This window comes from Streptomyces sp. NBC_01304 (assembly GCF_035975855.1).
In the GTDB taxonomy this organism is placed as follows: Bacteria; Actinomycetota; Actinomycetes; order Streptomycetales; family Streptomycetaceae; genus Streptomyces.
Window position 1 is genome coordinate 7,838,367 of sequence record NZ_CP109055.1, and the last position, 24,841, is coordinate 7,863,207.

Below are 24,841 nucleotides of genomic sequence, written 5' to 3' on the forward strand. Positions count from 1 at the left end.
GAGAGACGCACGCGGAGTGGCGCTCTTGTTACCCGGCATACCCGACAGCAGATGTCCGGATTGGCTGGGACGCTCGATTCATGGATGAGAACACGGTGCGGCACGGACCGCTGACGGACAAGATCGCCCTGGTCGCGGGCGCCACCCGGGGCGCGGGCCGGGCCATCGCGGTGGAGCTGGGGCGGGCCGGGGCCACGGTCTATGTGACGGGACGTACGACTCGTACGCGGATCAGCGAGGTCGGACGGGCCGGCGAGACGATCGAGGAGACCGCGGAGCTGGTGACGGCGGCGGGCGGCAACGGGATCGCGGTCCCGACGGACCACCTGGAGATCGCGCAGGTCAGGGAGCTGGTCGAGCGCATCGACCGCGACCACGGGCGCCTCGACGTCCTGGTCAACGACATCTGGGGCGGCAACTACCTCCTCGACTTCGACACCAAGATGTGGGACGTCGACCTGGAGCGCGGCCTGCGCATGCTGGAGCTCGGCGTGAAGACCCACATCATCACGGCGAGCATCGCCCTGCCGCTGCTCGTGCGGCAGCCGGGCGGCCTGGTCGTGGAGGTCACGGACGGCACGGCCGAGTCCAACAAGGGGTTCCGCGAGAACTTCTACTACGACCTCGCCAAGAACGGCCCGATCCGGATGGCGTTCACCTTGGGCGAGGAGCTGAAGACGGTGGGGGCCACGGCCGTGGCGGTCACTCCCGGCTTCATCCGCTCCGAGGAGATGCTGGACGCCTTCCAGCTCACCGAGGAGACCTGGCGCGAGGGCATCGGGAAGGCGCCGCACCACTGGGCGCTCGCCGAGTCACCCGTCTACACGGGCCGGGCGGTCGCGGCCGTCGCGGGCGACCCCGAGCGGGCCCGCTGGAACGGAAAGTCGCTCTCCAGCGGCCAGTTGGCGAAGGAGTACGGCTTCACGGACGCGGACGGCAGCCGGCCGGACATCTGGGGCTTCATGGCGGCGGAGCAGGCGGGGGAGGACCCCGCGTTCGCGGACTACCGGTAGCGGTCGGCCATCCGGGCCGTGGCCTGCGCGAACTGTTCGCGCAGGCCCGTGGGCTCAAGCACCTCCACCTCCGGTCCGAGGCCGAGGAGTTGGGTGTACGCCACCTCCGCGGCCTCGACCGCGAGCGTGACCGTCACCCATCCCTCGCCGTCCGGCTCGCCCGCGGCATCCAGTGCCGCACGGGCGGCCGCACCGTCGGTGACGTGCGGCAGCCGGCGCACCCCGGAAGGGGAGAGCCGCACGACGACCTCGGCGCGCAGGATCGACCGCGCGAATTCCTCGGCGCGCTCGGCCCAGAAGCCCGGCAGGTCGAACGCCTCCTCGCGCACGAAGCGGTCCTCGCCGACGGACACGGCGGCGAACCGGTCCAGGCGGTAGACCCGGAAGTCGGCGTCCGGCGCCCGGGGCGGGTCCTTCGCCACGCGGGCGCACAGGTACCAGACGCCGGCCTTGAGGATCAGCCCGTACGGCTCCAACTCCCGCTCCACCTCGGCCCCTTCGCGGCCGTACCGTGCTTCGATCACCCGGTCGTCCCACACCGCGTCGGCGATCGCGGGCAGCAGCTCGGGCGTCTCGGGCTCCACGAACCAGCCGGGCGCGTCGAGGTGGAAGCGCTGGGCGGCACTCTCCTGGGCGCCCCGCAGCGACGGCAGCAGGGCGGCCGAGACCTTGAGCCGGGCGGCCGAGGCGGTGTCCTCCAGCCCCATCTCGCGCAGCGCGCCCGGCACTCCGGACAGGAACAGCGCCTCGGCCTCGCTCCGTCCGAGGCCGGTGAGCCGGGTGCGATACCCCCCGATGAGCCGGTACCCGCCGAGCCTGCCCCGGTCCGCGTAGACCGGGATGCCCGCCTCGGAGAGGGCCTGGGCGTCGCGGGTGATGGTGCGCTCGGAGACCTCCAGCTCCTGGGCGAGCTCGGCTGCGGTCATGGAGGGGCGGGACTGGAGGAGGAGGACCAGCTTGATGAGGCGGGCTGCGCGCATGGCTCTCAGCGTGCCATGGCGGGCGTGCCGGCCGACCGTGGCCGGGCCGCCGCGCCCTGGACGGCGGGGCGTGGCCGGGGACGTACGAGTGCGAAAGCGACTGATCCGTAAGGGAGTTCGCGCTGCCCTGCCGTACGGCGGCCGCGGCGGCCCATACTGGGCCGAAACGCGGCTTGGAGGGGTGGATGAGGCGGGGGGAGCGGCTGGACGGCCGGTATGCGCTGGACCGGCTGATCGGCGACGGCGGCATGGGGCAGGTGTGGAGCGCCTGGGACGAGCGGATGCAGCGCGAGGTGGCGGTCAAGGTGGTCACCGGGCTGTACGGGGCCGACGAGGCCGAGCTGTTCGCACGCTTCCGCAGGGAGATCCGTCTCGCGGCCGACCTGCCCGGACGGCACACCGTGATCGCGCACGACTGCGGCGAGGCGACGGTCGACGGGGCGCGGCAGCCGTATCTGGTGATGGAACTGCTCACCGGCCGCACGCTCCTGGAGACGGTCAGGGAGCGGCGGCCGTCCCCGGCCGAGGCGGTGGCCTGGGCGGGGCAGATGGCCACCGCGCTCACGGCCGCGCACGCACGGCGCATCGTGCACCGCGACATCAAGCCGCACAACGTGATGTTCTCGGCCGACGGCGAGCTCAAGGTGCTCGACTTCGGCATCGCCAAGTTCCTCGGCGACACGGTGCTCGGGGGCAGCATCACCCGCACCGGGAAGCAGGTGGGCACCCCTCTCTACATGTCGCCGGAGCAGGCGCGCGGTGAGCGGACCATCGATCACCGGGCCGACCTGTACTCGCTGGGCTGTGTGCTGTACTTCATGCTCACCGGGGAGTCGCCGTTCGAGGCGGACAACGTGGTGACGTTCCACTACCGGCAGGCCCAACCGGTCGTTCCGCCCAGCGAGTTGGCCGAGGGAATCCCGGCGGCCCTGGAAGAGCTCGTCCTGGCGCTCCTGGAGCACGAACCGGGGCGCCGCCCGGAGTCGGCGGCGGAGGTCGGGTTCCGGCTGCGGGCCCTGGAGCGGCAGCTGCCCGGTCCGGTCGACGCCTACGTCAGTGAGCGCAGGGCGGAGGCCGACCGGATCGTCGCGCAGGCGCAGGAGTACGTCCGCTCGCAGCGAGACGCGGCGGACGCCCTGTTCGAGGAGACCCGCAGCAAGGCCGCCCAGGCCGCGGCCGACTTCGAGACGAACATCCACAAGCGCCGCGTGCAGGCCGAGCGGCACCTGGCCGAGCGCCAGGCCTTGGCCGAGAAGCGCCTCACGGAGATCGAGCACCGGGCCGAGCAACTGCGCCTGGAGGCCCAGAAACTGCGGGTGGACGCGGAGGGCCGGGCCCGGCAGACGGTGGGGGCCGCCCAGCAGCAGGCCGCGGACATCGTGGCCGACGCGAACGCCAAGGCCGACCAGGAGTACGAGGAGTCGCAGCAGGAACTGGCCGAGCTGAGCGGCCGGCGCGGCTCGATCCAGGCCCAGTTGGCGCACGTACGCGATGCGCTGGGAGCGGTCCTGGGAACGCCGCTCACCCCGGCGGGCGAGCGGCAGGCGGCGCGCACCGTGTCCCAACTGATCGGGATCCACGAGATGTTGACCGTCCTCACCGCGGGCAACGACGACGTCCGGTCACAGGGGTCGTTCCAGCAATAGCGACGGCGGCCCGCACCTCGAAGGAGGTGCGGGCCGCCGTGCAAGGCCGTACGGACGATCAGAGCCCGTACTTGTCCCGGGCTTCCTTCACCGCGGAAGCCGAAACCTCACCCCGACGCGCGAGCTGCGCCAGCGTCGCGACGACGATCGACTCCGCGTCGATGCCGAAGTGACGGCGGGCCGCGTCACGCGTGTCGGACAGGCCGAAGCCGTCCGCGCCGAGCGAGGTGTAGTCCTGCTCGACCCACTGCGCGATCTGGTCCGGGACCTGACGCATGTAGTCGCTGACCGCGAGGACCGGGCCGGCGGCGCCTTCCAGGGCCTTGCGGATGTACGGAGTGCGCTGCTCGCCGCGCAGGAGCGCCTCGTCGGCCTCCAGCGCGTCGCGGCGCAGCTCGGTCCAGGAGGTCGCGGACCATACGTCGGCGGCCACGCCCCAGTCGGCGGCGAGCAGCTGCTGGGCCTTGAGGGCCCAGTGGATCGCGGTGCCGGACGAGATCAGCTGCGTACGGGCGGCATCGGCGGCGACCGAAACGCCCGCGGACTCCGCCGTGTTGAAGCGGTACAGGCCCTTGACGATGCCCTCGTCGACGCCCTCGGGCTTCGCGGGCTGCGGCATCGGCTCGTTGTAGACGGTCAGGTAGTAGAAGACGTCTTCCGGCTGCTCGCCGTACATCCGCTTCAGACCGTCCTTGACGATCGCCGCGACCTCGTACGCGAACGCCGGGTCGTACGTCAGCGCCGCCGGGTTCGTCGCCGCGATCACCGGCGAGTGGCCGTCGGCGTGCTGCAGCCCCTCACCGGTCAGCGTCGTACGACCGGCGGTGGCGCCGATGAGGAAGCCCTTGCCGAGCTGGTCGGCGAGCTGCCACATCTGGTCGGCCGTGCGCTGCCAGCCGAACATCGAGTAGAAGATGTAGAACGGGATCATCGTCTCGCCGTGCGTCGAGTACGCCGACGCGGCAGCGATGAAGTCGGCCATGGAGCCGGCCTCGGTGATGCCCTCGTTGAGGATCTGGCCGTCCTTGGCCTCGCGGTAGTACATGAGCTGGTCGCGGTCGACCGGCTCGTACGTCTGGCCCTTCGGCGAGTAGATGCCGAGCGAGGGGAAGAGGGACTCCATACCGAAGGTACGGGCCTCGTCGGGGACGATCGGGACCCAGCGCTTGCCGGTGGTCTTGTCCCGCATCAGGTCCTTGGCGAGCCGGACGAACGCCATCGTCGTCGCCATCGACTGCGAGCCGGAGCCCTTGTCGAAGGCCGCGAAGGTCTTGTCCGCCGCGGCCGGCAGGGGCTCGACCGGGTGCACGCGACGGGTCGGGGCCGGGCCGCCGAGGGCCGCGCGGCGCTCCTGGAGGTAGCGGACCTCGGGGGAGTCGGCGCCGGGGTGGCCGTAGGGCACCTGGCCGTCGACGAAGTCGCTGTCCTTGATGGGCAGTTCGAGCAGGTCACGCATCTGCTTGAACTCGTCCGTGGTCAGCTTCTTCATCTGGTGGTTCGCGTTCTTCGACGCGAAGCCCTCACCGAGGGTGAAGCCCTTGACGGTCTGCGCGAGGATCACGGTCGGCGCGCCCTTGTGGGCGAGCGCGGCCTTGTATGCGGCGTAGACCTTGCGGGGCTCGTGGCCGCCGCGGGAGAGCTGGAAGCACTCGATGATCTTGTCGTCGCTCAGCTGCGCGCCGAGCTGGACCAGCGCCGGGTCGCCCGCGAAGAAGTGGCCGCGGATGTAGGCGGCGTCACGCGTCTGGTACGTCTGGATCTGCGCGTCCGGCACTTCGCGGATGCGGCGGACCAGGGCGCCGGTGGTGTCGAGCTGGAGCAGCTCGTCCCAGGCGTTGCCCCACAGCGACTTCACGACGTTCCAGCCGGCGCCGCGGAACTGGGCCTCCAGCTCCTGCACGATCTTGAAGTTGGCGCGGACCGGGCCGTCGAGGCGCTGCAGGTTGCAGTTGATGACGAAGGTCAGGTTGTCCAGACCCTCGCGCGATGCCAGTGCGAGGGCGGCGGTCGACTCGGGCTCGTCCATCTCGCCGTCGCCCAGGAAGGCCCACACGTGGGACTGGGAGACGTCCTTGATGCCGCGGTTGGTCAGGTAGCGGTTGAACCGTGCCTGGTAGATCGCGGAGAGCGGGCCGAGGCCCATGGAGACCGTCGGGAACTCCCAGAGCCACGGCAGGCGGCGCGGGTGCGGGTACGACGGGAGACCGTTGCCGCCGGACTCCTGGCGGAAGTTGTCGAGCTGCTGCTCGGAGATGCGGCCGTCCAGGAATGCGCGGGCGTAGATGCCCGGCGATGCGTGGCCCTGGATGTAGAGCTGGTCGCCGGAGCCGTCCTGCTCCTTGCCGCGGAAGAAGTGGTTGAAGCCCGTCTCGTAGAGCCAGGCGGCGGAGGCGAAGGTGGCTATGTGGCCGCCGACGCCGTGCTTGGAGCCCCGGGTGACCATCGCGGCCGCATTCCAGCGGTTCCACGCGGTGATCTTGCGCTCCAGCTCCTCGTCGCCGTCGACCGGGGTCTCGGCGGAGGTCGGGATGGTGTTGACGTAGTCGGTCTCAAGGAGCCGGGGCAGGGCGAGGCCCGCCTGCTCGGCGTGGTGCAGCGTGCGACGGAGCAGGTACTCGGCGCGGTGCGCACCGGCGTGCTCGCTCACGGCGTCCAGCGAGGCCGCCCACTCGGCGGTCTCTTCGGGGTCGCGGTCCGGCAGCTGGTCGAGCTGGCTCGGGAGCTTGCCTACGGGGTCGGTCATGATCGACGCCTTCCGGACAGGATCTCCCGGCGTGGGGAGAGGGGGTGGAGATGGTCCCTGACTGGCAGGACAGGGCGGGGGCTGGGTGCAGCCCGTCGTCGACTGTAAGCAATTGATCGATGATCGATCAAAGGGTTGAAGCGAAAAACTTCTCGATATCGAGAAATTGGCACGGCGTGCCTTTGTCGCAGGCACCCCGTGCCGGGGCAAAACGGGCAATTTGGGCGGGTGTTGACTGGTTTTTCAGCCCTGATCGATCAGGACTAAGAAGCCCGCGGCGCGCACCCGAGCACGTGCTCCTTGACCAGCTGCCCGATCTGCGGATCGCGCCGCCGGAACGCCGCCACGAGCTCCTCGTGCTCCTCCGCGTACGACTGCTGCTGTGTCCCGAGCCACCGGATCGACAGCGCGGTGAAGACCTCGATCCCGAGCCCCTCCCACGTGTGCAGCAGCACGGAGTTCCCGGCGGCCCGCACCATCTCCCGATGGAAGCCCACGGTGTGCCGTACCTGCCCCGTGCCGTCCGACTCGCGGTCGGCCTCGTAAAGGGCGGCAACGTGCGGCTCTAGAGCCGAGCAGTCATCAGCCAGCCGGTCCGCCGCCAGCTCCGCCGCGATCTGCTCAAGCCCCGCCCGAACGGGATAGCTCTCCTCCAGATCGGCCGCGGTCAAGTTCCGTACCCGCACACCCTTGTTGGGCGCCGACTCGATCAGCCGCAGCGACTCCAGCTCGCGCAGCGCCTCCCGGACGGGGGTCTGGCTGACCTCCAGCTCCACGGCGATCCGGCGCTCCACGATGCGCTCGCCCGGCTTCCAGCGGCCGCTGACGATCCCTTCCACGATGTGCTCGCGGATCTGTTCGCGCAGCGAGTGGATGACGGGCGCGGTCATGGAGGCTCCTCAGGCAGGGCTGTGACCACTAGACAATACGGCTACGCCCCCGCCCGGTGGAGACCGGACAGGGGCGTATGCGCTGATGAGACGAGCGTTACAGCCTCACCGAAAGACGGACTACAGGCCGAGCTCGACCTCGAACTCGCCGGCCTCCAGGATCGCCTTGACCGTGGTCAGGTAGCGGGCGGCGTCCGCGCCGTCCACCAGACGGTGGTCGTAGGAGAGCGACAGGAAGGTCATGTCGCGCACCGCGATCGTCTCGCCGAGGTCCGGGTGGTTGATGACCACGGGACGCTTGACGGTGGCACCGATGCCCAGGATGGCGGCCTGGTTCGGCGGCACGATGACCGTGTCGAACAGGGCGCCGCGGGAGCCGGTGTTGGAGATCGTGAAGGTGGCACCCGACATGTCGTCCGGGGTGAGGCCACCGCCACGGGCCTTGCCGGCCAGCTCGGCGGTCTTCTTGGAGATACCGGCGATGTTCAGGTCGCCCGCACCCTTGATGACCGGCGTCATCAGACCCTTCTCGGCGTCAACGGCGATGCCGATGTTCTCCGAGTCGAAGTACGTGATGGTGCCTTCGTCGTCGTTGATCCGGGCGTTGACGACCGGGTGGGCCTTCAGCGCCTGGGCAGCGGCCTTGACGAAGAACGGCATCGGGGACAGCTTGACGCCCTCACGGGCGGCAAAGGCGTCCTTCGCCTTGTTGCGCAGCTTCATCAGCTTGGTGATGTCGACCTCGACGACCGAGGTCAGCTGGGCCTGCGAGTGCAGCGCCTTCATCATGTTGTCGCCGATGACCTTGCGCATGCGGGTCATCTTGACCGTCTGACCGCGCAGCGGGGACACCTCGAGGGCCGGAGCCTTCGAAGCGGCAGCCGGGGCGGCGGCAGCGGCGGCCGGCGCCGGAGCGGCGGCCTTCGCGGCCTCGGCGGCGGCGATGACGTCCTGCTTGCGGATGCGGCCACCGACGCCGGTGCCCTTGACGTCCGCGAGGTTCACGCCGGACTCGGAGGCCAGCTTGCGGACCAGCGGGGTCACGTACGCGCCGTCGTCCGCGGGGGACGAAGCAGCGGGCGCGGCCGGAGCCGGAGCGGCAGGCGCGACCGGGGCCGGAGCCTGGACCGCGGGGGCGGCCGGAGCCGGGGCAACGGGAGCCGGAGCAGCAGGCGCGGCCGGAGCCGGAGCCGGAGCGGCAGCCGGGGCCGGGGCGGCGGGAGCCGGGGCAGCGGCCGGAGCCGCACCCGCAGCGCCGACGACGGCCAGCTTGGCGCCGACCTCGGCGGTCTCGTCCTCGGCGACCACGATCTCGAGCAGCACGCCGGAGACCGGCGACGGGATCTCGGTGTCGACCTTGTCCGTGGAGACCTCGAGCAGCGGCTCGTCGGCCTCGACGGACTCGCCGACCTCCTTGAGCCAGCGCGTCACGGTGCCCTCGGTGACGGACTCGCCCAGGGCGGGCAGCGTCACGTCGGTGCCCGTGGCGCCACCGGCCGGGGCGGCCGGAGCAGCGGCGGGAGCCGGGGCCGCGGGGGCCTCGGCGACCGGAGCCGGAGCGGCCGGAGCGGCAGGGGCCTCGGCGGCAGCCGGGGCGGGGGCGGCAGCGGCAGGAGCGCCGGAGCCGTCGTCGATGATGGCCAGCTCGGCGCCGACCTCAACGGTCTCGTCCTCGGCGACCTTGATGGACGCGAGGATGCCGGCAGCAGGGGAGGGGATCTCGGTGTCGACCTTGTCGGTCGACACCTCGAGCAGCGGCTCGTCGGCCTCGACGCGCTCGCCCTCGGCCTTGAGCCAGCGGGTGACAGTGCCCTCGGTGACGCTCTCGCCGAGCGCCGGAAGGGATACGGAAACCGCCATGGTTTCAGTTGCTCCTTACGAAAGTGCGGAAAGTTCAGGGGGGCCATACGGGCCCGAGGGCTTACTAGTCGTGGGAGTGCAGCGGCTTGCCGGCCAGAGCCAGGTGGGCCTCGCCCAGCGCCTCGTTCTGCGTCGGGTGCGCGTGGATGAGCTGCGCGACCTCGGCGGGCAGCGCCTCCCAGTTGTAGATGAGCTGCGCCTCGCCGACCTGCTCGCCCATGCGGTCACCGACCATGTGGACACCGACGACAGCGCCGTCCTTGACCTGGACGAGCTTGATCTCGCCCGAGGTCTTCAGGATCTTGCTCTTGCCGTTGCCACCGAGGTTGTACTTCAGAGCGACGACCTTGTCCGCGCCGTAGATCTCCTTGGCCTTCGCCTCGGAGAGGCCCACGGAGGCGACCTCGGGGTGGCAGTACGTCACCTTCGGCACGCCGTCGTAGTCGATCGGAACGGTCTTGAGACCGGCCAGACGCTCCGCCACCAGGATGCCCTCGGCGAAGCCGACGTGCGCGAGCTGGAGCGTCGGGACGAGGTCACCGACGGCCGAGACGGTCGGCACGTTGGTCTGCATGTACTCGTCGACGAGGACGTAGCCGCGGTCCATCGCGACGCCCTGCTCCTCGTACCCGAGACCCTGCGAGACCGGGCCACGGCCGATGGCGACCAGGAGGACCTCGGCCTCGAAGGTCTTGCCGTCGGCCAGGGTGACCTTGACGCCGTTCTCGGTGTACTCGGCGCTCTGGAAGAAGGTGCCCAGGTTGAACTTGATGCCGCGCTTGCGGAAGGCGCGCTCAAGAAGCTTGGAGCTGTTCTCGTCCTCGACCGGGACGAGGTGCTTGAGGCCCTCGATGATCGTGATGTCCGAGCCGAAGGACTTCCACGCCGAGGCGAACTCGACGCCGATGACGCCGCCGCCCAGGATGATCGCCGACTCCGGGACCCGGTCCAGGACCAGCGCGTGGTCCGAGGAGATGATGCGGTTGCCGTCGATGTTCAGACCCGGCAGCGACTTCGGCACGGAGCCGGTCGCCAGCAGGATGTGGCGGCCCTGGATGCGCTGGCCGTTCACGTCGACGGAGGTCGGGGACGACAGGCGGCCCTCGCCCTCGATGTACGTCACCTTGCGCGAGGCCACCAGGCCCTGCAGGCCCTTGTAGAGGCCGGAGATCACGTCGTCCTTGTACTTGTGGACGGCCGCGATGTCGATGCCCTCGAAGGTGGCCTTGACACCGAACTGCTCGCTCTCGCGCGCCTGGTCGGCGACCTCACCGGCGTGCAAAAGCGCCTTGGTGGGGATGCAGCCGTTGTGCAGGCAGGTGCCGCCCAGCTTGTTCTTCTCGATCAGAGCGACGTCCAGACCCAGCTGCGACGCGCGCAGCGCCGCGGCGTACCCGCCGCTACCGCCGCCGAGAATCACTAGGTCGAAAACGGTGCTGGCGTCGTTCGCCACGTCACGTCCTCCATGCATGTGCGCCGGTCGCCGGGCCGGCTTTCCCACTTCGTGGGGGTGTGACCGCCCGGTCGGCTGGTGTACGGCCGCTGTGTCCTTCGGCCCTTTGGTGGGGGCCCTGTCCTGCCACAGGCCATCTTCGCACTTGTCGGCGGGGAGCGGGACGTCGGGCCGGGCTGTGAGACGTCTGATCGATCACAGGACGGGATCAGTGCTGCGTATGTACGTACGGATTTCGTCCAGGGCGAAATCCCCGGGACGGGTGGGATCGAGGTCCCGGCGCATGCGTACGGCCCCGGGCGGCAAGCCCGGGGCCGTAAGTCATTCAGGGTCCCGCCCGTCCACAGGGAACGGTCAGCCGAGGTCGCCCGCGGCCGTGCGCTCGGCGAGGCGGACCAGGGTGCGGACCGCCGTGCCGGTGCCGCCCTTGGGGGTGTAGCCGAAGGGGCCGCCGTCGTTGAAGGCCGGGCCCGCGATGTCCAGGTGCGCCCAGGCGATGCCCTCGCCCACGAACTCCTGCAGGAACAGGCCGGCCACCAGGCCGCCGCCCATCCGCTCGCCCATGTTGGCGATGTCGGCGGTCGGGGAGTCCATGCCCTTCTTCAGGTGCTCGGGCAGCGGCATCGGCCAGGCGGGCTCGCCGACCTCTTCGGCGATCTCGTGCACCGACGTACGGAAGGCGTCGTCGTTGGCCATGATCCCGAAGGTGCGGCTGCCGAGCGCCAGCATCATGGCGCCGGTCAGGGTGGCCACGTCCACGATCGCGTCCGGCTTGTCCTCGGAGGCCTTGGCGAGCGCGTCGGCCAGGACCAGGCGGCCCTCGGCGTCGGTGTTGAGGACCTCGACGGTCTTGCCGCTGTACATCCGCAGGACGTCGCCGGGGCGGGTGGCCGAACCGGACGGCATGTTCTCGGCGAGCGCGAGCCAGCCGGTGACGTTCACCTCGAGGCCGAGGCGGGCCGCGGTGACGACGGCGGCGAACACGGCGGCGGCGCCGGCCATGTCGCACTTCATCGTCTCGTTGTGCCCGGCCGGCTTCAGCGAGATGCCGCCCGAGTCGTAGGTGATGCCCTTGCCGACAAATGCCAGAGACTTCTTGGCCTTGGAGCTCGTGTAGGTCAGCTTCACCAGGCGCGGCGGGGCGTCCGAGCCCACGCCGACGCCGAGGATGCCGCCGAAGCCGCCCTTGGCGAGCGCCTTCTCGTCGAGCACCTGCACCTTGATGCCGTGCTCCTTGGCCGCGGCCTGCGCGACCGCGGCGAAGGCCTCGGGGTCGAGGTCGTTCGGCGGGGTGTTGATGAGGTCGCGGGCGCGGTTCATCTCCTCGGCCAGCGCGGTGGCGCGCTCGATCGCGGCCTTGTATTCCTTGTCGCGCGGCTTGCCGCCCAGGATCACGGCCTCGGCGAGCGGACCCTTGGCGTCCTTCTTGGCCTTGGCGTCCTTGCCGTTCTCCTTGTACGCGACGAACGCGTACGCACCAAGGGCGGCGCCCTCCGCGATCGCGGCGACGTCCTCGGCGTCCTCGACGGGCAGCGCGAACGCGGCCTTCTTCGTGCCGTTCAGCGCACGGGCGGCGACGCCCGCCGCGCGGCGCAGGGTGTCCGTGGCGAACGTCTCGTCCTTCTCGGGGAGCGCGCCGAGTCCGACCGCCAGCACGACCGGGGCCTTGACGCCGGCCGGCGAGGGCAGCTTCGTCACCTCGCCGTCACCGCCGGAGGCACCCAGGGTCTCGAGGACGGAGCCGAGCTTGGCGTCGAACGCCTGGTCCACGGCTTCGGCGCCCGGCGCGACGACGGGGCCCTTGTCGCCCTTCGCGACACCGACGACGACGACGTCGGCGCGCAGGCCGGCAGCCGCGGCGGTGCTGAGAGTCAGAGCAGTCACGGTGGTGAGTTCCCTCTTCCGTTTGTACGTGGCCGATTGTGGGTGGGTCGACCGGGTCCAGGCTCGGTGTGCCAGGCCGGAGGAGCGCCATCAGTGAGCCTACGCGGGGTCAGGGGTTTCGCCCGCGTCAGCGGCCATTCACTCGTCCGTGGAGTCTTTGTCCACCACCCGGTGTGTCGGGTGGGCCGTCGGCCAGAATCGGCTGAATCGGACGCCGGAGTGCGACCGTTTTCGCAGATCTTCCACACATCCTCCTCGGAAATGCCCGACGCGAGGGTCTCCGAGGGGGAGGGCGCTGTATGGCGCTGGAATTCCGCACGACAAGAACCTTCACGACCAGAACCTTCAGGAACGCCGCCGTGCTCGCGGCGGCGACCGGACTCCTGGCGCTGGGCACGCCCTGGGGAGCGGTGCCGTCGGCCGACGCGGCGGCGGAGCCCCGGATCGACCTGAAGGTCCTGGTGGTCGACGACGGGGGCAGCAGCGTCGAGGCCGTCACCGCCGAGCTGAAGAACACCGGGATTCCCTACAGCACGCTGAAGCTCGGCGACGCGGGGCGCCCGCGCGTCGACGCCGCCTACCTGAGCGACACGGTGTCCGGGACACCCCGTGCCAAGTTCCAGGGCGTGGTGCTGCCGCACGAGGCGCCCTTCGGCACGGACGCCCCCGGCCTCGCGGAACAGGCCGCCCTGGTGGCGTACGAGAAGGCATTCGGGATCCGCCAGGTCGACGCGTACACCTGGGCGCACCCCGGGGTCGGGCTCGACTACACGAACAACGGCGGCTGGACCGGGACCCTCGACGGCAAGGAGTCCGCGCTGACCGCCGCGGGGAAGGCCGGGCCCTTCGGGTATCTGGACGGGCCGGTGAAGTTCGAGGACAACGACCCCACGGTGGGCGAGAGTTACGGCTACGCGGGCCGGCCCCGCGAAGGGTTCACGCCCTATCTGGACCTGGCCGTGCCCGACGGCGGGCGGGCCAGTCTGCTCGGGGAGTACGCGCATGACGGGCGGCGCGAGCTGGTGGTGACCTTCGCCGCCAACCAGTACCAGCAGCAGTTCCGGGTGCTCGCCCGCGGCATCGTGGAATGGCTCACCCAGGGCGTCCATCTCGGGCAGAGCAGGCAGTACTTCTCCGTGCACGTCGACGACGTGTTCGCCCCGGACGCCCGCTGGGACAGCGCACGCAACTGCACCCCCGGCGACTTCGACTGCCCCGACGGCGACCAAGGGGGCGCCGCCCCCGTCCGGATGACCGCGGCCGACGCGGCGTACGCCGCCCAGTGGCAGAAGTCCCCGACGGCCGCCGGCTTCCAGCTCGACATGGTCTACAACGCCGGCCAGGGCGAACTGTGGAAGCAGGAGCACGGCGGCACGGACCCGCTGACCGACCGGCTCACCGCCGACCGGGCCCAGTACCGGTGGGTCAACCACACCTATACGCACCCGTTCCTCGGCTGCGCCCAGAACACCTCGACCGTGCCGTGGAGCTGTCAGCGCACCGCCACGAACGCCGTGGTCTGGGTCAGCCGGGCCACGATCTCCGCGGAGATCGGCAACAACCACAACTGGGCGGCGCAGCGCGGCTTCCCGGTCAACCGGGCCGAACTCGTCACGGGCGAGCACTCGGGCCTCAAGAGGCTCCCCCAGCAGCCCGACGACAACCCGAACCTCGGCCCGGCCCTCGCCGACAACGGCGTGCAGTGGCTCGCGAGCGACAACTCCCGCGAGCCCGCCCAGCGGACGGTCGGCACCTCCCGCACGGTGCCGCGGCACCCGATGAACGTGTACTACAACGTCGGCACGGCCGCCGAGATGACCGACGAGTACAACTGGATCTACACGGCGAAGGGGGACGGCGGCAGCGGCGTCTGCGAGGACAACGCCTCCACCTCCACCTGCCTCGACGAGCCGCTCGACGTGACCACCGGGTACGGCTCGTACATCGTCCCGCGGGAAGCGCGCACCGCACTCGGCCACGTGCTGGCGAACGACCCGCGCCCGCACTACGTCCACCAGTCCAACCTCGCCGAGGAGCGGCTCCTGTACCCGGTCCTCGACCGGGTGCTCGACGGCTACCGGGCCCTGTTCGCCGACAACACCCCGCTCGTCAACCCGCGCCAGAGCGCGGCCGGCCAGGAGCTGAAGCGCCGGGCGAGCTGGACCAAGGCCGTGGCCGACGGCACCGTCAGCGCCTACCGGATCGGCACCACCGTCACCGTCAAGGCCCCCTCGGGCGTGGAGATCCCGGTCACCGCGCCCGAAGGCACCCGCAAGCAACTCCTCCTGGGAACAGCCGTGTTCGGGACGCCGTACGCGGGCCGGCGCTCGGACTGGACCCAGCCGGAAGCGCTGCAGACGGCCGTCGTGCTGCGCCTGCCGAGCTGAGCACCACCAGCAACTCTCCGCATCTGTACGTGTCCAGGGGGGACGAAGTCATGCCTGGTTCAGGACGCCATGTCACGCTGCTCACCGAGGGGACGTATCCCCATGCCCACGGCGGCGTGAGCACCTGGTGCGACCAGTTGGTACGAGGGATGCCCGAGGTGTCCTTCAACGTGGTCGCCCTCACCGGCAGCGGCCGCGAGCCCGTCACCTGGGAGCTGCCGCCCAACGCCTACCGGCACACCTCGGTGCCGCTGTGGGGCCCGCGCCCGCGCGGGCGGGCCCCGCTCGGGACTTCGCGGCGCCGATTCCTCCACACGTACGAGAAGTTCCTCCTCTCCTTCCTGGACCCGCAGGCGCACTGCGACTTCGGGACGGGGCTGCGGGAGCTGGCCCTCCTTGCCCGGCAGGGAAAGCTTTCCGCGGCGCTGCGTACGGAGTCGGCGCTGCGGACCCTGATGTGGATCTGGACCATGCCGCATCTGACGACGGCCGCCGCCCGGCCCACCGTGCACGACGCGCTCACCGCCACCGACCTCCTCGAACACGCGCTGCGCCCGCTGGGCGTGCGCATCCCCGAGGACTCGGTGGCGCACGCGGTGAGCAGCGGCCTTGCGACCCTTCCGGCGCTCGCGGCACGGGAGTTGGACGGCGTGCCCTTCCTCCTCACCGAGCACGGCATCTATCTGCGCGAGCGCTACCTCGGCTACCGGACCGAGGCCCAGCGCTGGCCGGTGAAGGCCTTCATGCTCGGCTTCTACCGGGAGCTGAACACGCTCGGCTACCGCAAGGCCGACCTGATCACGCCCTGCAACCAGTACAACCGCCGCTGGGAGGAGCGCGGCGGCGCCCCGGCCGAGCGGATCCGCACGGTCTACAACGGCGTCGACCCGTACGCCTTCCCGCACGCCGGACCCGAACCCGCCACGCCCACCCTCAGCTGGGCCGGGCGGATCGACCCGATCAAGGACCTGGAGACGCTCATCCGCGCCTACGCGTGCGTGCGGGCCGAACTCCCGGAGACCCGGCTGCGGTTGTACGGCGGCGTGCCCGCCGGGGGAGAGGGCTACCGGACGCGGCTCGAGAAGCTAGCGGCCGAGCTCGGAGTCGCCGACGGCATCAGCTACGAGGGGCGCATCAGTGATGTGGCGCGCGCCTATGCGGCGGGCAGCGTGGTGATGCTCTCCTCCATCAGCGAGGGCTTCCCGTTCTCCCTCATCGAGGCCATGTCCTGCGGCCGGCCCACGGTCTCCACGGACGTCGGCGGGGTGCGGGAGGCGGTCGGCGACACCGGTCTGGTGGTGCCGCCGCGCGAGCCGGAGAAGATGGCGGCGGCCGCGCTGTCGCTCCTTGCGGACGCCGAGCGCCGGGCGGAGCTCGGCCGGTTGGCGCGCCAGCGCGTCATCGACCGCTTCACGCTGCGCCGCTCCGTCGACGGCTTCCGGCAGATCTACCTGGAGCTCGCCGGGATCGACGACGTCGTGTACGAGCCGCACGTCGAGACCGTCGCCGACTGGACCGTCGAGCTGCGCGACCCCTGGTACCGCGACCCCTGGCACCACGACTCCGCCCTGGACGGGGCCGCCTGGTGAGCGGTTCCCTCTGGCTGCCGCCGCCCTCCGGCCCGGCGAGCGGCGCCCTCCCCGCGATCCCGCGACAGAGCCCTACCTGGGCCGTCGACCCGCTCGACGAACTCGCCGAGCGGCTGCGCGAGTTCATCGGCGCCGCAGTGCACCCCGACGAGATCGCGGCCCTCCTGGAATCGGACGGCCTGACCGACGAACAGATCCGGCTCCGCTTCGGCCGTGACGATTCCTTCTCGCTCGCCGAAGACCTCTACGCGCGCGTGGAGCGCGCTTTCCCCGAGCCGGAGCGGGCCCCGGACCCCTGGCGGACCGGCCTGCTCGGCTGCCTCCTGCGGGGCCTGGTCTTCGCCCTGCCCGGACTCGCCTACGTCCTCGGCGCACCCCTGCTCGCCACGGCCCCCGGCCCCTGGGGCCTGCCCGCGGGCACGGTGCCGCTGCTCGCGGGCGCTTTGGTGGGCTGGTCCTGGAACCAGGGCGTGGCCCACCGCGCCTACACCTGGCTCGGCTTGGGCGACCGCGCCGCGGCGGGGCGTGCGCTCCTGCTCGGCGCTCCGGTGGGCGCGGGCCTCGGCGCGCTCGTATCCCTGGCGGCTTCCCGGTCGGGCGATCTCCCGGCGGTCCTCTTCGCCACGGGCCAGGCGATCTATCTGGGTGCGGCGACGGTCCTGCTGGTCCTGGGCCGCGAACGGGCCCTGCTGTACGCGCTGTTGCCGATGACGGCGGGGGCGGTGCTGGCGCTGGGGGCGGACCTGGCGGGGTGGGTACGGGTGGGGCTGCTGGTGGGGTCGTTGGGGGCGGTGGTGGTGTTGGCAGCACGGGAGCTGCCCGCCACCCCTGCGAGCCGCCGCGCTGCTTCAGCTCCCTCCACCGCTACCCCCACCTCTGTGGGCAGTTGGATCACCGCGTCGATTCCGTACGCAGTATTCGGCCTCGCCACAGGCGCCCTTGTCCTGCACGCAGCACTGGGCGAAGTGTTCACAGAAGGGGCAGCGGCAGCCATCGCCGCACCGGCAGCAGTAGCCCTGACCATCAGCATGGGCCCAGCCGAATGGCTCCTGTACCGCTTCCGCAGCCAGAGCCTCACAGGCCTGCGAAGGACCGGCACCCCAGGAGCCTTCTGGCGGTCCACCACGGGCACTCTGGTGCAATGCCTGACGGCGTACGTCCTGATCCTGGGCCTGTTGTACGCCGCCGGCACGGCAGCCTGGCCCAACTCCCCAGAGATGAGCCCCACCCGCACCGCCGCCCTGCTCCTGCTCGGCACGACGATGTGGACCGGCCTTCTCCTGCAGGCATTCGGCGAAGCACACCGCGCCGCAGCCGTCTGCGCCACAGCCGCCGCAGTCCAGACCGCCGCCGTCCTCACGGACACCGGCACCCCCCGACAAGTGGCCCTGATCGTCCCCGGTGCCACCGCGCTCGTGCTCGCCACCCTGGTGTGCCTCCTCCTAGGAAGGGCCACGGCACACCGCTCATGACCAACCTCCTGGTCCCGTACTACGAGCACCCGGCCCACCGCCCCGCCGAGTGGGCCGCGCTCATCGAGGCCGCCCCCCACCTGTACGGCGTCGTCCTCAACCCCGCGAGCGGCCCGGGCCGCGCCCCCGACCCGGCCTTCGCCGAGGTCGCGGCCGAGCTGCGGCGGGCCGGCGTCCGGGTGCTCGGCTACACCGACACGGACTACGCCCGCCGCCCGCACGCCGAAGTCGTCGCCGACCTGCTGCGGCACCAGGAGTGGTACGGCGCCGACGGTGCGTTCCTCGATCAAGTGGCCACGGAACACCACCGGTTGCCGCACTACCGCCGCCTCGCCCTGGCCGCGCGCGCGGCAGGGGCCCGCACGCTCGTGCTCAACCACGGCACGGCCCCGCACCCGGAGTACGCCGAACTCGCCGACGTACTGGTCACGTTCGAGGGCACCTGGGAGACGTACACCCGACAACGCCCACCGGGCACCCGGCCGGGCACGCTCCTGTGCCACCTCGTGTACGACGCCCCGGCCGACGCCCTCGTCACGGCGGACCTGCACTGCGCGGTGCCGGGCGCGGGTGCGCACCCGTGGGGGACGCTCCCGCACGCGCTGCGTACGGTGGCCCGGTGAGACGTGTACTCGTGCTGCTCCTGGCCCTGCTCCTCGCGGGCTGTACCTCGGCCCGCCAGGATGATCCGGGCCCCGCGCAGCCCACCGGCAAGCGCTGGCAGCCCCGCCCCGGCACCCCCTGGCAGTGGCAGCTCAGAGGAAAGCTGGACCCGGCCGTCGACGTCCCGGTCTACGACATCGACGGCTTCGACCACTCGGCCGGCACGGTCGCCGACCTGCACCGGCGCGGCCGCAAGGTGATCTGCTACCTGTCCACGGGGGCCTGGGAGGAGTTCCGCCCGGACGCCGGCCGCTTCCCGCGCGCGGTCATCGGCCGGTCCAACGGCTGGCCCGGCGAGCGCTGGCTCGACATCCGCCGCACCGACGTCCTGGAACCCCTGATGGCCGAGCGCATCGACATGTGCCGCGAGAAGGGCTTCGACGCGGTCGAGCCGGACAACATGGACGGCCACCTCAACCGCACCGGCTTCCCGCTCAAGGCCGCCGACCAGCTCCGCTACAACCGCCTCATCGCCCGCCTCGCCCATGAACGCGGCCTGGCGGTCGGCCTCAAGAACGACCTGGAGCAGATCCCCACCCTGGTGCGGGACTTCGATTTCGCGGTGAACGAGCAGTGCGCCGAGTTCGGCGAGTGCCACCTGCTCAAGCCGTTCATCGCGGCCGGGAAGGCGGTCTTCCACGTCGAGTACGAACTGCCGACCCGGCGCTTCTGCGGCCAGGCGAAGCGGCTGGGCCTGAGCTCGATGCTGAAGCGGTACGAACTGGACGCGTGGCGCTCGCCCTGCGGGAAGCCCTAGGGCGGGTCTGGCGGGTCTGGCGGGTCTGGCGGGTCTGGCGGGTCTAGCGGTCCTGGCAGTCCGGGCCGGCGTCGCACTGCCAGCCGGAGAAGCCGCCTTCGCGCGGGCGCTCGATGTCCTCGTCGAACTGGAGGAACCCCCAGACCACCCAGGCCGTGAAGGCGATGCAGAGCACGAGCCCGGCCCACAGGGCCAGCCTCTTGAAGCCGGGCACGTCAGCCCAGCGCCAGCACGACGAGCGCGGCAGTCGCCGCCGTCTCGGCCAGTGCCCCGAACACGTCGCCCGTGACCCCGCCGAACCGCCGCACGCAGTGCCGGAGCAGCAGCTCCGCCACCCCGACGCCGGCCAGGACCGCGACTGCGCAACGGATCACGTCGTACGTTCCGAACAGCGCCCCCGAAGCGGCCGCCGCCCCGGTCGCGGCGAGCAGTACGAGCAGTGCCGCCCGGACCGGCACCGTCTCCGCGACCGCCTTGCCCAGGCCCTCCGGGCGGGCCGCCGGGACTCCGTGGCGCGAGGCCAGGGTGAGGGCGGTGCGGGCGGCCACCGCGGAGATCGCGGCCGCGACCGCGCCGAGCGCCCAGCTCTCCTCGTACAGCTGGAAGAGGACCGCCACCTGCGCGAGCAGGACGAACAGGAGGGTGATGACGCCGAACGGGCCGATGTCCGAGCGCTTCATGATCTGCAGCGCGTCCTCGGCGGGCTTGGCGCTGCCGAGGCCGTCCGCGGTGTCCGCGATGCCGTCCAGGTGAAGCCCGCGCGTGAGCACGGCGGGCACCGCGGCGGTCGCGGCGGCCGCGAGCAGCGGGCCCGCGCCGAGCAGCAGGAGGAGTCCGCCGAGTGCGGCGGCGAAGAGGCCCACGACCAGGCCCGCGAGCGGGGCGCAGAGCATGCCGGCGCGGGCGGCGTCCCGGTCCCAGCGGGTCACCCGGACCGGCAGGACGGTGAGGGTGCCGAAGGCGAAACGTATGCCGTGCGCCAGGCCGCCCGACGGAGTCTTCGTGGTCATCGTGCGCAGGCTATCCCGGCCGCCTACCCGGTAAATTACGCATAACCCACATTTCGGGAGCGCGGGCATGGGTGACTGGTGGTACCGCAACATCGTCGAGCCGGGCAAGCTGCCGCTGCTGCTCGCCCTGCTCTCCTTCGTGACGTCGTTCCTGGTCACCCGCACCATCACCCGGCTCATCCGGGCGGGCAGGGGACCGTTCAGGAACATCACGCCCGGCGGGATGCACATCCACCACGTGGTGCCGGGCATCGTGCTGACCATCATCGGCGGCTTCGGGGCGGTGGGCAGCGGCCGGCACAGCTTCGCCTCGATGCTCTCCGCGGTCATCTTCGGCCTGGGCGCGGGCCTGGTGCTCGACGAGTTCGCGCTCGTCCTGCACCTCGACGACGTCTACTGGACCGAGCAGGGCCGCCAGAGCGTGGAGCTCGTGGTGCTCACCACGGCTCTGGTGGCCCTGGTGCTCGGCGGCTTCCTGCCCTTCGGGGTCAATGAACTGACCGAGTCCGAGCGGCACAACCGCGGCATCGTCGTCATGAACACCGCCCTGAACTTCTTCTTCGCCCTGGTCGCGCTGGCAAAGGGCAAGGGGCGGATGGCGCTGCTCGGCACGGTGGTGCCGTTCGTGGCGATGTTCGGCGCGATCCGCCTTGCCCGGCCCGGCTCGCCCTGGTGGCGGATGTTCTACAAGAACCGTGCCCGGGCCAGGGCCAAGTCGGGCCTGCGGGCGTACCACCACGACAAGCGCTGGGCCCGTCCGCGGCGCAAGCTCGAGGACCTGATCGGGGGCAAGCCCGACCCCGAGCTCACCCGGCCGGACTCCCGCTGACCGGCTCGCCCCCGGACCGCGTGCCCGAGCGCCGGTGCCGCAGCGCCGCGAGCCCGCACAGCACGAGCACCGACGCGATCGCCGCCAGGTGCTCCTTGCCCGCGAGGTTGTCCTTGAACAGGACCTCGATCACCATCACGATCACGACCAGGGCCCCGGTGAACCAGGCCCGGTACTTCCAGCAGACGTAGACCGCGAGCCCGACCACCGCCGCCGACGGGCCGGTGTCGATGACCTGGGCGTCGGAGGCGGGCAGGCCGAGCGGGTTGTCGAAGCCCAGCCAGATGCCGAAGCGCGCGTACAGGGTGCCGGCCAGCGTGGCGACGTACCCGATGAGAAGCGTGCGCCACCAGCCGAGGCAGATCTCCGCGATGCCGAAGACAAGCAGGATCTGGGCGAGGGCGCCGATCACCGGGAGGTCGAGTGCGGGCACGAAGAGGGACAGCGGGGTGCGGAGCAGGGCCAGCCAGAGGGGGTCCTCGGCGCGGACGGAGCCGATGTTCTGGATGAACTGGTAGCCCCACTGCTGGTTCTGGATGAACTGGAAGAGCGAGGTCAGGCAGACCGCGCCGATCGTCATCGGGATCGCCCGCCACTTCTTGGCGACGAGTCCGTTCCGTACGGCTCTGAAGAGCGGCCCCCACTCCGCCCTGGCCAGCCTGACCAGCGTGCTCATCTCTGTGACTCCAGGTGTCTGCGGTGCAGCCATTTCGGCAGGCCGGGGGCTTCGAGGAAGCCCTCGGCCCTGGCGGAGGCGATTCCGATGCGCAGCAGATCGCCGCTCTTCTCGAAGAGCAGGAACCGCGGCTCCCAGATGGGCCGGTACTTGGCGTTGGCGCGATACAGCGACTCGATCTGCCACCAACGGGAGAAGAAGCTGAGCAGGGAGCGCCAGAGCCGGAGCACGGGGCCCGCGCCGAGCCGCGAGCCACGTTCGAAGACCGACCTGAACATCGCGAAGTTCAGTGAGACCTGAGTGATCCCGATCTCTTCGGCGCGCTGCAGGAGTTCGATGACCATGTACTCCATCAGGCCGTTCTCGGAGTCCCGGTCACGCCGCATCAGATCGAGGGAGAGCCCCTTGGGGCCCCACGGCACGAAGGAGAGCACCGCTCTCAACTCGCCGTCGCCGTCGGTGCATTCGAGCATCACACAGCGCCCGTCGCCGGGGTCGCCGAGCCTTCCCAGGGCCATCGAGAAGCCGCGCTCGGTGGCACCGTCGCGCCAGTCGTCCGCCTTCTTCAGGAGGTACGTCATCTCGTCGGCGGGGATGTCCTCGTGGCGCCGGATCCGCACCTCGTACCCGGCCCGCTTGACCCGGTTGTAGGCCTGGCGGACGGTGCGCATGGCCCGCCCGTCCAGCGTGAACTCGGCGGTCTCCACGATCGCTTCGTCGCCGAGCTCCAGGGCGTCCAGGCCGTGCCGGGCGTAGACCGTGCCGGCCTCCTCGCTCGCGCCCATCACGGCCGGCGCCCAGCCGTGCTCGCGGGCCTCGGCCAGCCAGGGCTCGATGGCGCCGGGCCAGGCCTCGGGGTCGCCGATCGGGTCGCCCGAGGCGAGCGAGACGCCGCCGACCACGCGGTAGGTGACCGCGGCCTTCCCGGTCGGGGACCAGACGACGCTCTTCTCGCGGCGCAGCGCGAAGTAGCCGAGCGAGTCCCGGTCGCCCTGCTTGTCGAGCAGGGCGCGCAGCTGTTGCTCGTCCTGCTCGGTGAGCGGGTCGACGGCCTTGCGGGACCGGAAGGCGGCGTACAGGACGGCGAGCAGGAGCAGCGTGCTGAGCACGTTGATGACGACGTTCACCCAGCCGGGGGTGGTGATGCCCGCGAAGTGCTTGTCGTTCGTGGCGAGCGAGACGAGGCGCATGGTGCCGTAGCGCCAGCGGTCCAGGAACGTGGAGTGGTGGCCGTCGTGCGCGTGGTTGGTGACCGTCACCAGGAACGCGGCGAACAAGGAGGTCGCAAGGAGCCCGCCGGCCGCGACCGCGGCGGCGAGCTTCGGGTTGGACCGGTCGCCCTTCGCGTAGAACTCGTGACGGCCGATCAGGAGGGCCGCCACGAAGGCCGCGGTGAGTCCCAGCGAGATCCAGTTCTGGGCGTACTGCCGGATCTCCGCGAAGAACATGGCGAAGGTGAAGAGCAGCAGGAACAGGCCGCCGAGCACGAAGTTGAGGATCCATGCGGCGCGTTTGCGGCGCCGCATGGTGATCGCCAGGAACAGCGTGAACAGACCCGACGCGAAGCCCGCCGTCAGCATGTACGGCGTGAAGTAGTTCTCCGTGTTGTGGCGGCGCAGATCCTGGCCCAGGGAGACCCAGACGGCGCTGAGGAAATTGATGAACGCGACGGCCCGCAAGTACCAGACGGCGAAGGCGGCGCCGCGTCTGCTCGCCACGGCGTGCTTCTCGCGCCGGACGTCCTTGTCGTGACGGTCCTGCTGCTCGCGCTTGTCGGTTTCCCCGGCCGCAAATCCGACGTCTCCCATGAAATGGGATCCTATGGCGGCCCGGCGCGGGCCGCCTTCCGCCTAGGGGGCGATTTCCGGGTCAGCCTCAGGGTCTACCTCGGGCTCCGACTCATCCCCAGGTTCGGCTTCCGGCTCGGCGGCGGGCGCCTCGGGAAGCTCCGCCGCCAGGGCCGCCGCCGACTGCACCAGGGGCAACGCGAGCAGCGCGCCCGTGCCCTCGCCCGCGGTGACGCCCTGGGTGAGCAGCGGTTCGAGCGCGAGCCGGTCGAAGGCCTTGGCCTGTGCGGGCTCGCCGCTGGTGTGCCCGGCCAGCCACCAGTCGGGCGACCGGAAGGCGACGCGCTGGGCGACCAGGGCGCAGGCCGCGGAGACCACGCCGTCGAGGATCACCGGGGTCCGGCGCACCGCGCTCTGCAGCAGGAAGCCGGTGATGGCCGCGAGGTCGGCGCCGCCCACGGTCTGCAGGAGCTCCAGCTGGTCGCCGAGCACCGGGCGGGCCCGGCGCAGCGCGTCGCGGACCGCCGCGCACTTGCGCATCCAGGCCAGGTCGTCGATGGGCCGCCCGCCGCGCCCGGTGACCACCGAGGCGTCGGTGCCGCACAGGGCGGCGATCAGGGTCGCCGCGGGCGTCGTGCCGCCCACGCTGAGATCGCCGAGGACGACCAGATCGGTGCCGGAGTCCGCCTCCTCGTCCGCGATCGCCATGCCTGCCTGGAAGGCCTGCTCGGTCTCCTCGCGGGTCAGCGCGTCCTCGATGTCGATGCGCCCGGAGCCGCGCCGCACCCGGTGGGAGACCACCTCGGCGGGCAGTGCGTCCGGCTCGCAGTCGAGGGCCATGTCCACGACGCGTACGGGCGCATCGATTCTGCGGGCCAGGACCGCGACGGGGCTCTCGCCCTCCAGGACCGCCCGGACCAGTTCGTGCGCGCTGCCCTGCGGCCGCGCCGACACCCCGAGCTCCGCCACCCCGTGATCGCCGGCGAACAGCAGCACGCGCGGGCGCGCGATCGGCTTGACCGGAACTGACGACTGCGCGGCCGCAAGCCACTCGCCCAGCTCGTCGAGCCGGCCGAGCGCGCCGGGCGGCACGGCCAGGCGCTCCCTGCGGGCTTCGGCGTCACGGCGAACGCCGCCGTCGGGGCGCTCGATCAGATCGGAGAAGTCGTCGAGATTCAGCGAGCTCATTCGCCGAACAGTAC

Annotated in this window: 19 protein-coding genes; 8 read left to right on the top strand and 11 right to left on the bottom strand. The window is 71.2% G+C overall.

Annotation, left to right across the window (positions count from 1 at the left end; translation table 11 throughout):
• The first annotated feature begins 80 nt into the window (after positions 1-80).
• Positions 81-1,013, top strand: a complete 933-nt coding sequence (locus OG430_RS34860) for an SDR family oxidoreductase (RefSeq protein WP_327356630.1) — start codon at positions 81-83, stop codon at positions 1,011-1,013.
• On the opposite strand, the gene OG430_RS34865 is transcribed toward OG430_RS34860, so the two are convergent.
• Positions 1,004-1,993 carry a helix-turn-helix transcriptional regulator gene (locus OG430_RS34865; RefSeq protein ID WP_327356631.1) on the bottom strand — a complete coding sequence of 330 codons (990 nt, stop codon included), beginning with the start codon at positions 1,991-1,993 and terminating at the stop codon, positions 1,004-1,006. The genes OG430_RS34860 and OG430_RS34865 overlap by 10 nt on opposite strands.
• 185 nt (positions 1,994-2,178) lie before the next feature.
• On the opposite strand from OG430_RS34865, the gene OG430_RS49540 reads away from it, so the two are divergent.
• Complete coding sequence (locus OG430_RS49540) at positions 2,179-3,639, top strand: protein kinase domain-containing protein (protein ID WP_442816609.1); 1,461 nt, start codon at positions 2,179-2,181, stop codon at positions 3,637-3,639.
• A gap of 58 nt (positions 3,640-3,697) precedes the next feature.
• Here OG430_RS49540 and aceE read toward each other — a convergent pair whose 3' ends face one another.
• From aceE to OG430_RS34900, 5 genes are all read right to left on the bottom strand, one after another.
• A complete protein-coding gene (gene aceE, locus OG430_RS34880) occupies positions 3,698-6,382 on the bottom strand; it encodes a pyruvate dehydrogenase (acetyl-transferring), homodimeric type (protein ID WP_327356632.1) in 2,685 nt (894 codons plus the stop codon).
• A gap of 263 nt (positions 6,383-6,645) precedes the next feature.
• A complete protein-coding gene (locus tag OG430_RS34885) occupies positions 6,646-7,272 on the bottom strand; it encodes a GntR family transcriptional regulator (RefSeq protein ID WP_327356633.1) in 627 nt (208 codons plus the stop codon).
• A 120-nt stretch (positions 7,273-7,392) separates the two neighbouring features.
• Positions 7,393-9,132 carry a 2-oxoglutarate dehydrogenase, E2 component, dihydrolipoamide succinyltransferase gene (sucB, locus tag OG430_RS34890; protein WP_327356634.1) on the bottom strand — a complete coding sequence of 580 codons (1,740 nt, stop codon included), beginning with the start codon at positions 9,130-9,132 and terminating at the stop codon, positions 7,393-7,395.
• A 64-nt stretch (positions 9,133-9,196) separates the two neighbouring features.
• Positions 9,197-10,585: a dihydrolipoyl dehydrogenase gene (gene lpdA, locus OG430_RS34895; protein WP_327356635.1), complete on the bottom strand. Its 1,389-nt coding sequence runs from the start codon at positions 10,583-10,585 to the stop codon at positions 9,197-9,199.
• 354 nt (positions 10,586-10,939) lie between these two features.
• On the bottom strand, positions 10,940-12,469 hold the full coding sequence (locus tag OG430_RS34900; RefSeq protein WP_327356636.1) for a leucyl aminopeptidase: 1,530 nt from the start codon (positions 12,467-12,469) through the stop codon (positions 10,940-10,942).
• 299 nt (positions 12,470-12,768) lie between these two features.
• Between OG430_RS34900 and OG430_RS34905 the strand changes: the two genes are divergently transcribed.
• From OG430_RS34905 to OG430_RS34925, 5 genes are read left to right on the top strand one after another with little or no spacing between them, the layout of a single operon-like run.
• Positions 12,769-14,856, top strand: a complete 2,088-nt coding sequence (locus tag OG430_RS34905) for a hypothetical protein (RefSeq protein WP_327356637.1) — start codon at positions 12,769-12,771, stop codon at positions 14,854-14,856.
• A gap of 50 nt (positions 14,857-14,906) precedes the next feature.
• On the top strand, positions 14,907-16,445 hold the full coding sequence (gene pelF, locus OG430_RS34910) for a GT4 family glycosyltransferase PelF (protein WP_327356638.1): 1,539 nt from the start codon (positions 14,907-14,909) through the stop codon (positions 16,443-16,445).
• Positions 16,442-17,917, top strand: a complete 1,476-nt coding sequence (locus tag OG430_RS34915; RefSeq protein WP_327356639.1) for a hypothetical protein — start codon at positions 16,442-16,444, stop codon at positions 17,915-17,917. Before pelF ends, OG430_RS34915 begins: the two co-directional genes overlap by 4 nt.
• On the top strand, positions 17,914-18,540 hold the full coding sequence (locus OG430_RS34920; RefSeq protein WP_327356640.1) for a spherulation-specific family 4 protein: 627 nt from the start codon (positions 17,914-17,916) through the stop codon (positions 18,538-18,540). The genes OG430_RS34915 and OG430_RS34920 overlap by 4 nt, the downstream gene beginning before the upstream one ends.
• On the top strand, positions 18,537-19,337 hold the full coding sequence (locus OG430_RS34925; RefSeq protein WP_327356641.1) for an endo alpha-1,4 polygalactosaminidase: 801 nt from the start codon (positions 18,537-18,539) through the stop codon (positions 19,335-19,337). The genes OG430_RS34920 and OG430_RS34925 overlap by 4 nt, the downstream gene beginning before the upstream one ends.
• 43 nt (positions 19,338-19,380) lie before the next feature.
• Here the strand turns inward: OG430_RS34925 and OG430_RS34930 are convergent, their stop codons facing one another.
• Positions 19,381-19,551 (bottom strand): hypothetical protein, encoded by a 171-nt coding sequence (locus OG430_RS34930; RefSeq protein ID WP_327356642.1) that lies wholly within the window; start codon positions 19,549-19,551, stop codon positions 19,381-19,383.
• A gap of 1 nt (position 19,552) precedes the next feature.
• A complete protein-coding gene (locus OG430_RS34935) occupies positions 19,553-20,347 on the bottom strand; it encodes an adenosylcobinamide-GDP ribazoletransferase (protein ID WP_327356643.1) in 795 nt (264 codons plus the stop codon).
• Positions 20,348-20,414: 67 nt separating this feature from the next.
• Here OG430_RS34935 and OG430_RS34940 point away from each other — a divergent pair, with 67 nt between their 5' ends.
• Entirely contained in the window at positions 20,415-21,176 is a 762-nt protein-coding gene (locus tag OG430_RS34940) for a hypothetical protein (protein WP_327356644.1), read from the top strand.
• On the opposite strand, the gene OG430_RS34945 is transcribed toward OG430_RS34940, so the two are convergent.
• From OG430_RS34945 to cobT, 3 genes are read right to left on the bottom strand one after another with little or no spacing between them, the layout of a single operon-like run.
• A complete protein-coding gene (locus OG430_RS34945) occupies positions 21,154-21,852 on the bottom strand; it encodes a hypothetical protein (protein WP_327356645.1) in 699 nt (232 codons plus the stop codon). The two genes, OG430_RS34940 and OG430_RS34945, sit on opposite strands and share 23 nt — an antisense overlap.
• Positions 21,849-23,660 (bottom strand): phosphatidylglycerol lysyltransferase domain-containing protein, encoded by a 1,812-nt coding sequence (locus OG430_RS34950; protein WP_327356646.1) that lies wholly within the window; start codon positions 23,658-23,660, stop codon positions 21,849-21,851. The genes OG430_RS34945 and OG430_RS34950 overlap by 4 nt, the downstream gene beginning before the upstream one ends.
• 42 nt (positions 23,661-23,702) lie before the next feature.
• Positions 23,703-24,827 (bottom strand): nicotinate-nucleotide--dimethylbenzimidazole phosphoribosyltransferase, encoded by a 1,125-nt coding sequence (gene cobT / locus OG430_RS34955; protein ID WP_327356647.1) that lies wholly within the window; start codon positions 24,825-24,827, stop codon positions 23,703-23,705.
• Between the last annotated feature and the right edge of the window lie 14 nt (positions 24,828-24,841).

Excerpts from the sequence above, each read along its gene's own strand:
- OG430_RS34860 (WP_327356630.1), top strand. The coding sequence starts at position 81 with ATGGATGAGAACACGGTGCGGCACGGACCGCTGACGGACAAGATCGCC.
- OG430_RS34865 (WP_327356631.1), bottom strand. The coding sequence starts at position 1,993 with ATGCGCGCAGCCCGCCTCATCAAGCTGGTCCTCCTCCTCCAGTCCCGC.
- OG430_RS49540 (WP_442816609.1), top strand. The coding sequence starts at position 2,179 with ATGAGGCGGGGGGAGCGGCTGGACGGCCGGTATGCGCTGGACCGGCTG.
- aceE (WP_327356632.1), bottom strand. The coding sequence starts at position 6,382 with ATGACCGACCCCGTAGGCAAGCTCCCGAGCCAGCTCGACCAGCTGCCG.
- OG430_RS34885 (WP_327356633.1), bottom strand. The coding sequence starts at position 7,272 with ATGACCGCGCCCGTCATCCACTCGCTGCGCGAACAGATCCGCGAGCAC.
- sucB (WP_327356634.1), bottom strand. The coding sequence starts at position 9,132 with ATGGCGGTTTCCGTATCCCTTCCGGCGCTCGGCGAGAGCGTCACCGAG.
- OG430_RS34905 (WP_327356637.1), top strand. The coding sequence starts at position 12,769 with ATGGCGCTGGAATTCCGCACGACAAGAACCTTCACGACCAGAACCTTC.
- pelF (WP_327356638.1), top strand. The coding sequence starts at position 14,907 with ATGCCTGGTTCAGGACGCCATGTCACGCTGCTCACCGAGGGGACGTAT.
- OG430_RS34920 (WP_327356640.1), top strand. The coding sequence starts at position 17,914 with ATGACCAACCTCCTGGTCCCGTACTACGAGCACCCGGCCCACCGCCCC.
- OG430_RS34935 (WP_327356643.1), bottom strand. The coding sequence starts at position 20,347 with ATGACCACGAAGACTCCGTCGGGCGGCCTGGCGCACGGCATACGTTTC.
- OG430_RS34940 (WP_327356644.1), top strand. The coding sequence starts at position 20,415 with ATGGGTGACTGGTGGTACCGCAACATCGTCGAGCCGGGCAAGCTGCCG.
- OG430_RS34945 (WP_327356645.1), bottom strand. The coding sequence starts at position 21,852 with ATGAGCACGCTGGTCAGGCTGGCCAGGGCGGAGTGGGGGCCGCTCTTC.
- OG430_RS34950 (WP_327356646.1), bottom strand. The coding sequence starts at position 23,660 with ATGGGAGACGTCGGATTTGCGGCCGGGGAAACCGACAAGCGCGAGCAG.
- cobT (WP_327356647.1), bottom strand. The coding sequence starts at position 24,827 with ATGAGCTCGCTGAATCTCGACGACTTCTCCGATCTGATCGAGCGCCCC.